A 13,595-nucleotide genomic window follows, 5' to 3' on the forward strand; every position below is an offset into this window, starting at 1 on the left:
ATATTATAGTTACACGCTAGCGAGATTTGTGATAGCTGTCAAATTACCAGACGCTGGAATTGCATCCGCTTTTCACCTGAAACCCTTGGTATTCCCGGCTCATGAAGACAGTACAAAACGCAATCAGGGTCCTGAACGAGTTCACTCCCGGAAATCCGGAGCACAGCCTTACGGAACTGAGCAAACGGGTCGGTATCGACAAGGTCATTGTACACCGTTTGCTGAAAAGCATGAAGGAAATGGATTTTGTCGAGCAGGATGCCGATACCAAACGCTATCGGATCGGTGCCGGCGTCTCCCGGCTGGCGGCTGTTCGCAGGGCACATCTGAAGCCACTGAACTTCGCCCGCGAAATATTGCTCGGCCTGCATTCCGAACTCAATGAAACGATTCATCTGGCACAACTGGATGGCGACCTGATCTTTGTCACCTTCGTTGCAAATTCCACGCAGGATCTGCGCGTTGTCATGGAGCCTGGCGAAATGCTGCCAGCCTACTGCACCGCCCCGGGGCTGATCTTCCTTGCCTTCGGCGATGAAGATTACCGCGCCATGGCCCTGTCGGGGCGTCTGCGCCCCCGGGCTTCACGGACATTGACCAGCCGATCTGACATCGAAGCCCTGTTGCCGGATATCCGCGCCAGCCAGCTTGCCACTGTTGACGAGACCTACAGCGATCAGGCCAAGGGCATCGCCGCGCCTGTTTTCAATGCTGAGGGAAAGGTCGTGGCCGCGATCTCCGTTCTCGGCCCCCGGTTCCGGCTTGATGGAAAAGCAGAAGCCAAAGCACGGGAACGCCTGAAGGCCACCGCGCTGCAAATCTCGCGGGATCAGGGTTACCTCCCTGAAGCCGCACCATAACTCACCGTTAAAGAACATCAGAATATGGGAATTCACCATGACGACAGCGAATGACATGCCGACCGGTACGACCACCGATACTGACCCGAAAATTTCTGTCCGCCTTCTGGGAACCGGCGGACCGTGGGTCGATGGCGAACGGTTCGGCCCGTCCACCCTCATCAGCTATAATGATGAACGGCTGCTGTTCGATACGGGACGCGGCGTCGGCATCCGGCTGGTACAGGCTGGCGAAGACCCGGCAATGATCAGTCCGATTTTCATCACCCATCACCATCTCGACCATATCAGCGATCTGGCCGATGTTCTCATCACCTCCTGGCTGCGGGGGCGCGACAAGGAACTGGTGGTCTATGGCCCGCAGGGAACAGAAGCCATTGTCGATGCACTGATGAATGTCGTCTATGCCAAGGACATCGAATGGCGTTCCGTCGGCGAACCTGCATGGGGCGGCTGGAAACCGGTTCGTGCTGTTGATGTCACGCCGGGAATGGTGGTCGATATGGGTCGCTGGAAAGTTTCCTGCGATTATGTCGTGCATGGCCACAAGCTCGGCTTCCGCAAGGAGTTCGTAAAGAACTGGCGCTGCCTCGGCTATCGTTTTGAAGCGGCCGGCAAATCGATTGTCATCAGCGGTGACACCATCGACTGCGGTGGCATCCGCCGCCTCGCACAGGACGCAGATGTTCTGGTGCAATGCTGTTTCGAGAATTACTCGAAATGCGAGGATGATGAACATCTGAGCCGCGTCGCCGAATTCACCCTCGCCGATACGAAACAGACGGCAACCATTGCCCGTGAATGCTCCGTCGGGCATCTGATGGCTACCCATATCCGCCCGAAATCCGACGCCGACATGGTCATCATGGAGCAGGAAATCCGTGAATTCTACAACGGCCCGCTGACCATCGGCACAGACATGACCTCACTGACGCTGTGAGGCACTGGCCGGGCAGGATGAGCGATTAAACCTGCCCGGACCCAACATCAGCTTCCCACAAACCAAGCTATGCACACCATGCATAAAACCATCAATTTAATAGATTTGATTTATAGATCTGTTCGGCAGTAAGGAGAGGTTAAATATAATTTGGGAGGAAATAATGACGTTTTCTGCAACACTGAAAAAACTCACCATTGCTGCGGTAATGCTCGTCATCGCCGGACCGGCACAGGCCCTCGACCTGAGTGGCAAGACAGTAACCATTCTGGTTCCCTTCGGCGAAGGCGGCGGCAGTGACTCACTTGCGCGTTTTCTGCAGCCGTTCCTCAAAGACGCGCTGCCCGGCAACCCCAAAATCGTCGTTCTGAACAAGCCCGGTGGCGGATCGGTGACCGGTGTGAATGCCTGGGTCGGCTCTGCCAAAACCGACGGCACCAGCATTCTCGTCGGGTCAACCTCCAGCTGGGTGCCGTTCGTCTTCGGTTCAGAGACGGTCAAATACGATCCGAACACAATGCGCCCGGTGATCGGCTATCCCCGCGTCGGCGTTTACTACACCAATCCGGAAAAAACCGGCGTGCAGGGAGCCAGCACCAAAGAAGGTGTTGAACAGCTTCGCGGCACGACACTGCTGAATGGGGCCAATGCCCCGCTGTCCCTCGACCTTGGGGACCTGATGGTGCTGGATATGCTTGAAATTCCGCATCGCGCCATCTTCGGTCTCAGCACCAGCGAACAGAAGCGTGCCTTCCTGAGCAGTGAACTCAGCGCGAACAATGACTCCCTTTCCAGCTATGAAGGCATGGCCAGAAAGGAAGGGCCGGGGCGTGTATCACCGCTGTTCGTTCAGGGTGGTGTCGATAGTGACGGCAAGGACAAGCGTATCGACAGCCTGCCTGATGTCATGACCTTTGAAGAACTCTATGAAGCCGTAAACGGCAAGGCCCCTTCAGGTCCTGAATATACAACTTACAAGGTGATGCATTACCTGCGCACCAATCTGGCGAAATCCATCATGTTGCCGCCGGGAACACCGGATGACGTGGTTGACGCCTATATCGCGGCTTTCCGGTCACTCGAAAGCAACGGGAAATACATGGAAGGCATCATCAACGACATCAAGGCGCAGTCCTTTGTCTATGGCGAGGACATGGCCAACGCCTTTAAGGGTGCCTCCGGTTTTGGGCCGGAAGAACGCAAGGCCGCCGAGGCCTATATGCGCAAGACGCACGGTGTCACTTTAAACTGATGGTATGACGTCGTCGGGAAAGGCTGGCATCAGGCTGGCCTTTCCCCGCGCCACCACGTTCTGACGAAAGTGTTTCCCCGTGTTTGACCAACTGTTTTTATCAGCCGCGACCGTCTTCAGCGGCCCGCATCTGCTCATGCTGACAGCCGGGGTCGTCCTTGGTCTCGTCGTTGGCATCCTGCCGGGACTGGGCGGATCGGCCGGACTGGCCCTGCTGCTGCCCTTCATCTATGGCATGGACCCGGCACCGGCACTGGCCATGATGGTCGGTCTGCTGGCGGTCACCACCACCTCCGACACCTTCCCCGCCGTCCTGATGGGCATTCCCGGCACCGCAGGCTCGCAGGCCACCGTCCTTGACGGCTTTCCGATGTCCCGGCGGGGCGAGGCGACACGGGCACTGTCAGCCGGTCTCGTCTCTTCGATCTTTGGCGGCCTTGTGGGCGCAGTATTCCTGTCTGTCGCCCTGTTCTTTGCCGAACCGATATTGCGCATGATCGGTTTTGCCGAACAGCTCATGCTGATCGTCTTTGCTCTCTCCATGGTCGGCATGCTGACCGGGGCCAGCTATCTCAAGGGTCTGGCATCCTGCGGACTGGGCCTGATGATCGGCGCCTTTGGCGCCGCCCCCATAACCGGCGTTGAACGACTGAGCTTCGGCACCGAATATCTGGTCGAATCCGTCCCCATCATCATTGTCGGTCTCGGCCTGTTTGCGGTGCCGGAGATCGTCGCTCTCGCCCGTCAGCAAACCGCCATCTCCGAGATTGGTCGACTGAATGCCGGCTGGCTGGCCGGGCTGCGGGACTGGACGCGGCACTGGTGGCTGTCCTTGCGCTGCGCCACCATTGGCTGCCTTGGCGGTGCCCTGCCCGGCATCGGCGGATCGGTTATCGACTGGATCGCCTATGGTCACGCCGTTCAGACCACCCGAAATCCGGAGACATACGGAACCGGCGACGTGCGGGGCGTGATCGCACCAGAATCCGCCAATAATGCGAAAGAAGGCGGCGCGCTTATCCCCACCCTGATTTTCGGTATCCCCGGATCCGGCAATATGGCCATTCTGCTTGGCGGTTTTGTCCTGATCGGCATTCAGCCGGGCCTGTCCATGATCCAGGATAACAGCGATGTGGTTTTCTCTGTCGTCTGGTCTCTGGCACTGGCCAATATACTGGGTGCCGGACTCTGCCTCGTCATGGCCCGCCAGATTGCCCGGATCACCACCATTCCCTACCTGCTGATCGCCCCCTTCATGATCGGGCTGATCTTCTTTGCGGCGTTTCAGGCAACCAGAGGCTGGGGTGATCTTTATGCGCTGCTCGCTCTCGGTATCCTCGGCATTTATCTCAAGCGTTTCGGCTGGTCACGACCGGCATTGCTGATCGGCTTTGTTCTGTCGCCGCAGATTGAATCGAACGTTTACCGGGCGTCGTCCATGTACGGACTGGAAATCTTCACCCGTCCGGTTGTCATTATTCTGATCATCCTGACCATCATTTCGGTCGTCAGCGTCATGCGCAGCCGCCCCCGTGAAGTCACCGACCAGACGGCATGCCGTATCTACAGAAACACCTGGCCACAAAAGGCGTTCTTCCTGTTTCTGGCGGTCTTTGCCACATATCTGTTTATCGACGGTCTGGGCTACAGCTTTCTGACCGGCACTTTTCAGGTCGTTGCTGCCGGTCTGTCGCTGATCTTCATGCTGCCGCTTGGCCTGCAGTTGTTCCGGCATTCCGGCGCGTCCTGTCACTATGACGAGGAAGGCCTGACAGGCCGTAATCCGGCAATCGTTTCCGGTGAATATTATATCGCTGTCCTCGCCGCTTTCCTCGGCTGCGCAGGGATTTTCGGTTTTCTCACCGGTTCCGGCATCTTCATAAGTGCCTTCCTTGTCCGGAAGGCAAAGCTTCCGGTCCTCAAGGCGGTGATTGCCGGTGCCATATTCTGCCTGTGTCTCTATCTGATCGCCCGCCAGCTGAACCTCGAATATCCGGGCGGGCTGTTCAATCTCGTCATGCCATTCTGGCCATAGGGGGGCATGTAAATGCAGCTGCATACCGGTAGCGGTCGGTTCGAACTGAACATCCCCGCAGGTCACGCCAGAGAGCAGATTCCGGCCTGGTATCACCGCCCGGAAAATCTGACAGATGAAAGCCCGGTGGTCATCGTTCTGCATGGCACCAGCCGTGCCGCCCGGACATCCCGGGACAAATGGGCTCCCCACGCCGACGAGCATGGTTTCTTCGTGGTCGTCCCGGACTTCGAAGCGGAATACTTCTCTGACCCCCCTTATGCCTACGCGAATCTGTGGTCGCCGGAAGACCCGTTTGAACCACAGGACTGGTCTGTCAGTTATGGTGCCATTCTGGACCGGCTGTTCGATGCGGTAAATTCAGCCCTTGGCGGAGCCGCGCAGCAGTTCATTCTGTATGGTCACTCCGCCGGGGCCGCCTTCGCCCACCGCTATCTGACCTTCAGTCCCCGGGACCGGGTAAGCCGGGCCATCTTTGCCAATGCCGGCTGGTACACCCTGTTTGACCGGGACATCCCCCTGCCGTTCGGCCTTAAAGGCAGCGACATTTCCGAGGCGCAGATCCGCAGGGCATTGCAGAAACCGGTAACCATTCTGGTCGGCGACCGGGACCGCAATGGCCCCTATCCGCCATGGTGGTCTGACGGACACCTCGCCCAGGGCCCTCACCGTTTTGCGCGGAGCCAGACCTATTTTCATAGCGCCGGAAAAATGGCGGCAGAACTCGGTCTGGAATTTGGCTGGCGCTGGCAGGCGGTTCCCGATGTTGCCCACGAAAACGCCCGGATGATCGCCCCGGCGGTGCAACTGATCACATCACCACTCCCCGTCTCAGGTCAGGCCATCCCCGTCTCAGGAATGGGCGGCGAAAGCCGTCCGGATAATCTCTCTTAATTTTGTTGCCGCCTGTGACAGTTCGCGGTCCTGCTTGACCAGCAGGCCAACGGTGCGACGGATCAGGGGCTCGGCGAAGGGACGTAACACCAGGTTCGTCCCTTCATACTGATGAAACGCCATGCGTGGCAGAACCGTCACCCCGAGATTGCTGTCCACGAACCGCAGAATTGTCGAGTAGTGGTTGGCGTTGACCAGCGTTTCCGGGAAACTCTCACTCCCCTCAAACTCGATCCAGTCGAGTGACGAGAACATTTCATCGCGCAGCAGCCGCATCCAGACATGCTTCTTGAATTCCCGTAACGGAATTACATCCAGTGCTGCCAGCGGATGATCCCGGTGACAGGCGACCACGAATTCCTCGGTCAGCAGAGGCTCGAACTCAACACCATAGAGCCGCCGGGGTTTGTGGGTGATACCCAGATCAACCTCGCCGTCATAGACCTTCTTGACCGCGAAGACGCTGGCCCCCTCATGGACGTTCAGGACATAGCCGGGATAGAGCTGGCGGAACGTCCCGATGACTTCCGGCATGATAACGCTGCACCAGGTCATATTGACCGAAACAGACACCTTGCCGCTGGCATCATCCCGGATGTTCTGCAACTCCGCCGAGGCACTCTGGAACTCGATCATCAGGCGCTTGGCAATGGTATAGAACCGCTTGCCGAGGCGTGTCGGCTCGATGTTCTTCGTGCGGCGCAGAAGCAGGGTTTCGCCAACCCCCTCCTCGACCTTGGCTATCCTGCGCGACAGTGCCGGCTGCGTTATATGCAGCTTGTCGGCAGCCGCAGAAAAGCTGTTCAGCTCCACCACCGCAACGAAGGCGGACAATTCATCAACACTGTATCTCATCGGACGCCTTCATCTTGTCGGCGCAGTATGCGGCCAATGGCGGAAGGGGGAAAGCGGGCTGTGGCGGGAAGCAGAGAGCCTGCTGTTTCGGAAGTCCGGGAACAGACGGTTGAAATCTCAATATCAAGGGTTAGGTTCATCGGGTCACAAACCCACGCATACCAATCCGGACTGGCTGGATTGATGTTAGGAGGAAAGGACAGATCATGCTGACATTACTCTCCCCTGCGAAAAAGATGAACATGGATCCCGTCGAAGCGGGCGTGCCGGTCACACAGCCGCGCCTGCGCGACGATACGAAGGAACTTGCGACTGTCGCGAAGACCCAGACGGCAGACGACCTGAAACGCCTGATGCATATCAGCGACAATCTGGCGACCATGAACTTCGAGCGTTTTCAGGCTTTCAATCTCGACAACAGAAGCAACTCCGCCAAACCGGCCGGACTGGCCTTTGACGGTGATGTCTATTGGGGGCTAGAGGCTGACAGCCTGTCCGACGATACGCTGACTTACGCGCAGGATCATTTGCGTATTCTCTCCGGCCTTTATGGTCTGTTACGTCCGATGGATGCGATCCAGCCCTATCGTCTTGAGATGGGGACAAAGATGGCCAATGGCCGCGGCAAATCCCTCTATGAATTCTGGGGGGCGCGTATTGCCGATCAGCTGAAGGCAGACCTTGCCGGTCATGCCGACACAACTCTGGTCAACCTGGCCTCCAACGAATACTTCAAGGCCGTCGATACCAGCGCCCTCGGGCAGCCGGTGATTTCGGCGAAGTTCCTGAACGTGAAGGACGGGCAGGCCCGTGCCCTCATGTATTACGCCAAGCATGCCCGTGGCAGCATGGCACGCTGGATCATGGAAAACCGTGTCGACCGGGCTGACGGACTGAAAGATTTCAACGCCGATGGCTATAGCCTCGACGCCGCCGCCTCAACCGACAGCGAACTCGTCTTCACCCGCCCCCAGCCACCTAAAAAGGGTTAGCAGAGGGTCTTCTCCGGCCTGGTGCAGCACTGCCCTGCATCCCGCTCCCGGGAGGTCGAACCGGGAACTGCCAGAGATAATTTGAAATACCCGGAAATATTGCGATTTCAGCCTGTTACCCGGCCTTCGACCAGGATTGACAATGGCCGGGGCAATTCCTACATGTTGTCCATGTACCCTTTTGCACACATCGTCCGATTTATGATTCATGCCGGATCACTGGCCTGGGGACATATGCCCCGCGCCTGGTGAACGCCTGACTTTGCCGTACCGCGCTCGGGGACTTTTTCAGCACTAACTTAACGACCGGCGTTTCGAACGCTTTCACCTGTCGCCTCAGGTCCAGCCGTCAACATTCAATTTGTCGGCAGGTCTGCACGCGCAGATCTGATGCTTCGAGCATCCGGATTTTAACGGGGACTGACACGGCATCACGACGCGAAACACGGCTATCCTGAAGACACTGTTCCATCGCGCCGACAGGCAAACCTGCCCCCGAAATATCACCAGTACAGCAGAATTTACTTCTGAAACATCCATCAGACACCAGGAGATTAAAATGACATCCAGTCCCGAATTATCGTCCGTTCATGGCCATGAGCCAAAGATCATCATTGATGCGGCTTATTATGACCGCCTTGAGAAAATCGCTTATGGCGCTCAGCAGCGATTCCCGTCCGTTGCGGCAAGACTGCTGCAGGAAATCGACCGCGGACTTATCGTGTCATCTGAAAAGATGCCGGCTGATGTAGTCAATATCGGGTCCGAGGTAACTTACCGGGACGATATCAGCGGAAACGACCATACCGTGACCCTCGTCCTGCCCGCCGAGGCCAACATCTCCGAAGGACGGGTGTCAGTTCTGACACCAGTCGGCGCCGCACTGATCGGCCTGTCAGAGGGCGCCAGCATCGACTGGGAAACAAATGCCGGAGAACGGCGCCAGCTTACAATCATCCGGGTTGCCCGGGTCGCCGCCGTCCATCCGGTCACAGCCTGAAACCTGCTGTTCTGCCCCTTCAGGTCATACATCGGCCTGAAGGGGCGGTTCAGTAAACAGGCGAAGGCTCAGCCGGCATTTTTCCGAAGCGCAGAGATAATCGCCGTGGTGAAATCTGCCGTCGAACAGGAACCACCAAGATCGCGTGTCCGTGTCGCCGGATCAGCCAGTACGCTATCCACAGAACGATGAATGGCCGCTGCTGCATCGGCATAGCTGTTGAGACCGTTCTTGTTCCCGATCCATTCGATCAGCATCGTCGCCGACAGAACCAGACCGGTCGGGTTGGCAATGCCCTGCCCCGCGATATCCGGAGCCGATCCGTGCCCTGCATTGGCAATCGCCCGCGTGTCACCCGCATTGATAGCCGCCGCCAGCCCAAGACTGCCAGACATGGCAACCGCTGCATTGGACAGAATGTCGCCAAACATATTGGTAATCAGGATAACGTCGAACTTTTCCGGATAGCTGTAAAGATCGGCAGATATGGCATCGATATCCATTTCACGCCACGCGACGCCCGGATAGTCGGCTGCCACGCGCGCAACTTCCTGCATGAACAATCCGTCTGACACCTGCAGGACATGACGTTTGCCCACCGCGGTGACATGCCCGCCTTTACGATGCGCTGTCTCGAATGCCGCTTTCGCAATCCGGTACGACGCCTGCTTTGTGATCTTGCGCACCGACAAGGCGACATCTTCAGTCGGCATGAATTCGCCGATGCCGTGGAACATGTTGCGGTCCGAGTAAAACCCTTCTGTGTTCTCGCGCACAATGGTCACATCCAGACCTTCACGCGCACGGGGCACGCCGGGGCGGGTTCTGGCAGGCCGGATATTGGCAAAGAGATCGAGACGCTTGCGGATTGTGCCCGGCACATTCAGCCATCCCGGATGACCTTCGGGATAGTCTGTCATGCCTGCCGGACCCAGTATTACGCCGTCAGCCGCCATGGCGGCGCTGATCGCCTCTTCCGGAACCGTGCTGCCACAATCCTTGAAAGCGGCAACCCCGATCGGGCGCTCTTCAAAATCAAGTCCGAGGCCAAAGATATCGTCAGCAGCCGACAGAATATCACGGGCGGCCGCAGAAATTTCCGGCCCGATATCGTCACCCGGAAGAACGAGAATATCCATTATCTTTCCTTTATGAGTTAGCCTGTGGAGGTCAGTCCCGCCGCGGTAAATCCGCCGTCGACCGCAATGATATGCCCCGTAATGAAGGCCGCTTCTCTGGAGGCGAGGAATTTTACGGCCGCCGCAATTTCGGTTTCCGTACCGTACCGCTTTACGAGCAACGCATCGGTCCAGGCCTTCCGTCGCGCCTCTGAATGATTTTCCCTGGCATGCGGCGTATCAACCGGCCCCGGCGCAACCCCGTTCACTGTGACCCCCCGGTCGGCCAGTTCAACCGCCAGAACCCGCGTCAGGCTGTCGACACCACCCTTGGAGGCGGCATAGGCAGCGCGGTTCAGACTGCCCAGTCTGCCGGAATGTGACGACAGATTGATGATCCGCCCCGGGTTTGCGAACAGCGGCAGCAATGCCTGTACGCAGTGATAGACACCGGTCAGATTGACACCGATCACCTGTGACCAGTTGTCTGCCGTGACGTCTTCAAAAGGTGTCGCACGAACCACCGCCGCATTGTTCACCAGAACATCAACAAGCGCAGCACTTTGCGCGATAGTCCGCACAGCAGAATCCACAGATGCCCTGTCGGCAACATCAGCCACGACGGGAATGAAGGCCGCGCTGTCGCCAAGATCAGCCTTCGCCGCATCCAGTGCCGCAGCATTAATGTCGATCCCGAAGACCTTATCGCCTTCGGCGAGGAACGACTTTACGAGGGCCAGACCGATACCCTGTGCTGCACCGGTGACAACGATCGTTCGGGGGGTGGTGCTGTTCATTAAAGTCTCCCGGCCGTGTTACGCATGCGAGAACATCTTTGCACCCGGCGTTGGAAGATCGACCGTAAGGATTGAACCGGTCGATGACTCCGTGATGAAAAGCGTCTTGTTGTCTTTGCCGCCGTAACAGGCAGCCGTTGCATCAAGTCCTGTGGGTGTATGGATCCGGTAAAGCGGAATACCCAGCGGGCTGAACACCCAGACAATTCCCAGCCCGCAATGGCACACAACCAGATTCCCGTCAGCATCAATCGCAAGCCCGTCCGGTCCTGTCAGTCCACCGGAAAGATGCAGGAAAATGTTGACCTTTGTGGTGGTCCCATCCGGATGCAATGGCAGACGCCAGACCTGATTGGCCCGGGTGACAGCCACATAAAGCACCCGCCCGTCCGGACTGATCGCCATACCGTTGGGGCTCGGGATCGTGTCGACCAGCAAGTCGATCTCGCCATCCGGCCGCATGCGATAGATCCGCCCGGTCGGGTCCTGCATCCCGGTCTGACCCTGATCATTGAAGTATAGATTCCCGTCGAGATCGAACAGGGCATCATTGAGACCCTTGAATCCCTCACGCCGGATGCGCCTGAGAATATTATTGGTGGTCCCCGTAACCGGGTCGACGGTCATCAGGCCATTCCTGTGGTCGGCGACATAAAGCGTGCCGTCCCTGTGAATCGCCAGACCGTTCGGCTCACCCTCAAATTCGGTAATGAGATGAAATTTGCCACTGCCATCAACGCGGAACACACGCCCAAAGGGGATATCGGTGACCAGAAGGTCACCGTTCCGGTCGATGCTGGGCCCTTCCAGAAAAGACCCCATATCCGGGTTGGCCTTGCCGAAAGACCATTCTGACTTATGGCCGTTTCTCTTTAGCTCGTCCGGGAGAGCGGTAAAAACCTCGGCGGTTAATTCAGGTGGCGGTGCAAACATATGATATGTGCCGGACTGGAGGCGGTCGTTCTTGTCCCGTGCCTCTAGACCTGTACACCCTCCTTCAGGAAGGACCAGATTTCCTGGCGCATATTCAGGAACTCCGGAAGTGATTTGATACTTTCGTGACGCGGACGGTCAAAAGGCACGTCGATAATGCGATGGACGCGTGCCGGCCTTGGCGTAATCACGGCGATACGGTCGGCCAGATAAATGGCTTCTTCGATACTGTGCGTGACGAACAGAACGGTTTTCTGTTCCTTGTCCCAGATATTCAGAAGCTCGTCCTGCAGGATGTCCCGGGTTTGCACGTCGAGCGCCCCGAACGGCTCGTCCATCAGCAATATTTCCGGCTTGATGGCCAGCGCCCGGGCGAAGCCGACACGTTGCTGCATACCGCCGGACAACTCGTGCGGGAACGAATCTTCAAACCCCGACAGGCCGACCAGATTGATGTAATGCAGGGCACGCTCTCGCCTTTCAGCGGGAGCGACCCCTTTGACCTCCAGTCCAAATTCGACATTCTCGCGGGTTGTCCGCCAGGGGAAGAGGTCAAAGCTCTGGAACACCATGCCACGACCCTGGCCGCCAACGATCCCCGTAACATCGCGCCCATCCATGAAGATGGAGCCCTGATCTGCCGGGATCAGGCCATCAATAAGCCTGAGCATCGTTGACTTCCCGCATCCGCTCGGACCGATGACGGCGAGAAACTCGAGATTACGTATCTCCAGTGAGAAATCTTTAACAACGCGGATCGGCTCTTCCTTTCCGCGCGGGAAGCTTTTTTCGAGATTCCGCAGCTCGAGTTTCGCCGTCATGGTGTTAACCGAGCTCCTTTAGCGCCTGGTCCACCAGGGATGTTTCGACAACCTTGGAAACATCCACGGTACCCTTGATCGCATCAGCAGCCTTATAGACCGGCAGCAGTTCTTCATAGACGCTCAGTTTATGGTCCATGTTGTTCGGCCAGCATCCGATCTCGACACCAAGTGCCTGCCGGACGACCTCGATTTCTGCGTCAGTGGCCGTCGCCATATCCTTGCTTGTGCCGTACTTTCTGTACATTTCCGCATACCATCCGGCATCCGAATTGGCCCGGCGGAACGCCTGTATCGTTGCCTTGATCAGATCCTTGGCGGCTGTCCTGTTGTCGTCTTTGGCAAGCCATTCGCCGCTACAGATATACACTTCACCAAGGAAGGATTCATATTCCTTCGCAGGCTCGATCAGCACTTTGAAATTGCCCTGTTTGGCGAGTGCCGAGGCCTGGTCAAAGTGCAGGGGCACGCCATCAACCTTACCTGCGGCAAGGGCGCGCATCCGCGTACCCGATCCGCCCATCTTGATGACATTGACCTTGTTCATGTCGATGCCGCGTCTGGTCATCGGGCCGACAACCATCACATGCGTAAAGTCGCCCTTCGAATTCACGGCCAGCGTCACGTCATCTTTATACAGGTCTTCCGGTTTCTGGATCTTGTCGCCATTGACCACAAAGACCAGGCTGGTGTGCATGAAGCCGTTACCAATGATCCGGAGATCAGCCCCCGCCTCGACAGCCCGCAACGTCGAGATCGCATCGCCGGCGGCCACTTCGACCGAGCCGGACAGGATGGACTGGGTAATTGTTTGCAGCTTTTTCACGCGTTCCCAGTCGGCCTTCGCATATCCCATGGAGGGCAGAATTTCATTCATCGCCGCCATATAGGGAACGTGAACACCGAGCGTATTACCGGGAATATTCATTTTCAGGGCACGTCCGGCGGCCTGTGCCGCCATGATGCCGCCGAAGCTGAACGGTTGCGAGGTCAGTAAACCGACACCGGTACCGAGTGCCGCGCCTTTGAGCAGATTGCGTCTGGTAATCATTTTCTTCTCCTTAACTTGGCTGTTTCCTTGGAGGTGCGCTTCCATTC

Annotated in this window: 13 protein-coding genes; 7 read left to right on the forward strand and 6 right to left on the reverse strand. The window is 57.4% G+C overall.

The window, feature by feature from the left end:
- The first annotated feature begins 101 nt into the window (after nt 1–101).
- The 5 genes from GH722_03930 to GH722_03950 all read left to right on the forward strand — a co-directional run bounded on the left by GH722_03930 (nt 102) and on the right by GH722_03950 (nt 5,981).
- Nucleotides 102–860, forward strand: a complete 759-nt coding sequence (locus tag GH722_03930) for a helix-turn-helix domain-containing protein (GenBank protein MRG70906.1) — start codon at nt 102–104, stop codon at nt 858–860.
- A 37-nt stretch (nt 861–897) separates the two neighbouring features.
- Nucleotides 898–1,800: an MBL fold metallo-hydrolase gene (locus tag GH722_03935; GenBank protein MRG70907.1), complete on the forward strand. Its 903-nt coding sequence runs from the start codon at nt 898–900 to the stop codon at nt 1,798–1,800.
- A gap of 163 nt (nt 1,801–1,963) precedes the next feature.
- Entirely contained in the window at nt 1,964–3,052 is a 1,089-nt protein-coding gene (locus tag GH722_03940; protein MRG70908.1) for a hypothetical protein, read from the forward strand.
- Between the two features lie 136 nt (nt 3,053–3,188).
- Nucleotides 3,189–5,087: a tricarboxylate transporter gene (locus GH722_03945; protein ID MRG70909.1), complete on the forward strand. Its 1,899-nt coding sequence runs from the start codon at nt 3,189–3,191 to the stop codon at nt 5,085–5,087.
- A gap of 12 nt (nt 5,088–5,099) precedes the next feature.
- Nucleotides 5,100–5,981 (forward strand): hypothetical protein, encoded by an 882-nt coding sequence (locus tag GH722_03950; GenBank protein ID MRG70910.1) that lies wholly within the window; start codon nt 5,100–5,102, stop codon nt 5,979–5,981.
- Here the strand turns inward: GH722_03950 and GH722_03955 are convergent.
- Nucleotides 5,940–6,836 (reverse strand): LysR family transcriptional regulator, encoded by an 897-nt coding sequence (locus tag GH722_03955; protein MRG70911.1) that lies wholly within the window; start codon nt 6,834–6,836, stop codon nt 5,940–5,942. The genes GH722_03950 and GH722_03955 overlap by 42 nt on opposite strands.
- A 206-nt stretch (nt 6,837–7,042) precedes the next feature.
- Between GH722_03955 and yaaA the strand changes: the two genes are divergently transcribed.
- Both yaaA and GH722_03965 read left to right on the forward strand, forming a co-directional pair.
- The gene (yaaA, locus tag GH722_03960; GenBank protein ID MRG70912.1) at nt 7,043–7,828 is read left to right on the forward strand and encodes a peroxide stress protein YaaA; all 786 of its coding nucleotides are present in this window, start codon (nt 7,043–7,045) and stop codon (nt 7,826–7,828) included.
- 559 nt (nt 7,829–8,387) lie between these two features.
- Nucleotides 8,388–8,828 (forward strand): nucleoside diphosphate kinase regulator, encoded by a 441-nt coding sequence (locus tag GH722_03965; protein MRG70913.1) that lies wholly within the window; start codon nt 8,388–8,390, stop codon nt 8,826–8,828.
- A 68-nt stretch (nt 8,829–8,896) separates the two neighbouring features.
- On the opposite strand, the gene GH722_03970 is transcribed toward GH722_03965, so the two are convergent.
- Genes GH722_03970 through GH722_03990 form a run of 5 tightly spaced genes read right to left on the reverse strand, consistent with a single transcriptional unit; the run spans nt 8,897 to nt 13,593 of the window.
- Nucleotides 8,897–9,967 (reverse strand): isocitrate/isopropylmalate dehydrogenase family protein, encoded by a 1,071-nt coding sequence (locus GH722_03970; GenBank protein ID MRG70914.1) that lies wholly within the window; start codon nt 9,965–9,967, stop codon nt 8,897–8,899.
- A gap of 17 nt (nt 9,968–9,984) precedes the next feature.
- Nucleotides 9,985–10,743, reverse strand: coding sequence for an SDR family oxidoreductase (locus GH722_03975; protein ID MRG70915.1), 759 nt, complete (start codon nt 10,741–10,743; stop codon nt 9,985–9,987).
- A gap of 18 nt (nt 10,744–10,761) precedes the next feature.
- Complete coding sequence (locus GH722_03980; GenBank protein MRG70916.1) at nt 10,762–11,676, reverse strand: SMP-30/gluconolactonase/LRE family protein; 915 nt, start codon at nt 11,674–11,676, stop codon at nt 10,762–10,764.
- Nucleotides 11,677–11,720: 44 nt separating this feature from the next.
- Nucleotides 11,721–12,497 carry an ATP-binding cassette domain-containing protein gene (locus tag GH722_03985; GenBank protein ID MRG70917.1) on the reverse strand — a complete coding sequence of 259 codons (777 nt, stop codon included), beginning with the start codon at nt 12,495–12,497 and terminating at the stop codon, nt 11,721–11,723.
- 4 nt (nt 12,498–12,501) lie between these two features.
- Nucleotides 12,502–13,593 carry a twin-arginine translocation signal domain-containing protein gene (locus GH722_03990; GenBank protein ID MRG70918.1) on the reverse strand — a complete coding sequence of 364 codons (1,092 nt, stop codon included), beginning with the start codon at nt 13,591–13,593 and terminating at the stop codon, nt 12,502–12,504.
- Nucleotides 13,594–13,595 lie beyond the last annotated feature (2 nt).

This window comes from Alphaproteobacteria bacterium HT1-32 (assembly GCA_009649675.1).
In the GTDB taxonomy this organism is placed as follows: Bacteria; Pseudomonadota; Alphaproteobacteria; order Rhodospirillales; family HT1-32; genus HT1-32.

Excerpts from the sequence above, each read along its gene's own strand:
- GH722_03930 (MRG70906.1), top strand. The coding sequence starts at position 102 with ATGAAGACAGTACAAAACGCAATCAGGGTCCTGAACGAGTTCACTCCC.
- GH722_03935 (MRG70907.1), top strand. The coding sequence starts at position 898 with ATGACGACAGCGAATGACATGCCGACCGGTACGACCACCGATACTGAC.
- GH722_03940 (MRG70908.1), top strand. The coding sequence starts at position 1,964 with ATGACGTTTTCTGCAACACTGAAAAAACTCACCATTGCTGCGGTAATG.
- GH722_03945 (MRG70909.1), top strand. The coding sequence starts at position 3,189 with ATGCTGACAGCCGGGGTCGTCCTTGGTCTCGTCGTTGGCATCCTGCCG.
- GH722_03950 (MRG70910.1), top strand. The coding sequence starts at position 5,100 with ATGCAGCTGCATACCGGTAGCGGTCGGTTCGAACTGAACATCCCCGCA.
- GH722_03955 (MRG70911.1), bottom strand. The coding sequence starts at position 6,836 with ATGAGATACAGTGTTGATGAATTGTCCGCCTTCGTTGCGGTGGTGGAG.
- yaaA (MRG70912.1), top strand. The coding sequence starts at position 7,043 with ATGCTGACATTACTCTCCCCTGCGAAAAAGATGAACATGGATCCCGTC.
- GH722_03965 (MRG70913.1), top strand. The coding sequence starts at position 8,388 with ATGACATCCAGTCCCGAATTATCGTCCGTTCATGGCCATGAGCCAAAG.
- GH722_03970 (MRG70914.1), bottom strand. The coding sequence starts at position 9,967 with ATGGATATTCTCGTTCTTCCGGGTGACGATATCGGGCCGGAAATTTCT.
- GH722_03975 (MRG70915.1), bottom strand. The coding sequence starts at position 10,743 with ATGAACAGCACCACCCCCCGAACGATCGTTGTCACCGGTGCAGCACAG.
- GH722_03980 (MRG70916.1), bottom strand. The coding sequence starts at position 11,676 with ATGTTTGCACCGCCACCTGAATTAACCGCCGAGGTTTTTACCGCTCTC.
- GH722_03985 (MRG70917.1), bottom strand. The coding sequence starts at position 12,497 with ATGACGGCGAAACTCGAGCTGCGGAATCTCGAAAAAAGCTTCCCGCGC.
- GH722_03990 (MRG70918.1), bottom strand. The coding sequence starts at position 13,593 with ATGGAAGCGCACCTCCAAGGAAACAGCCAAGTTAAGGAGAAGAAAATG.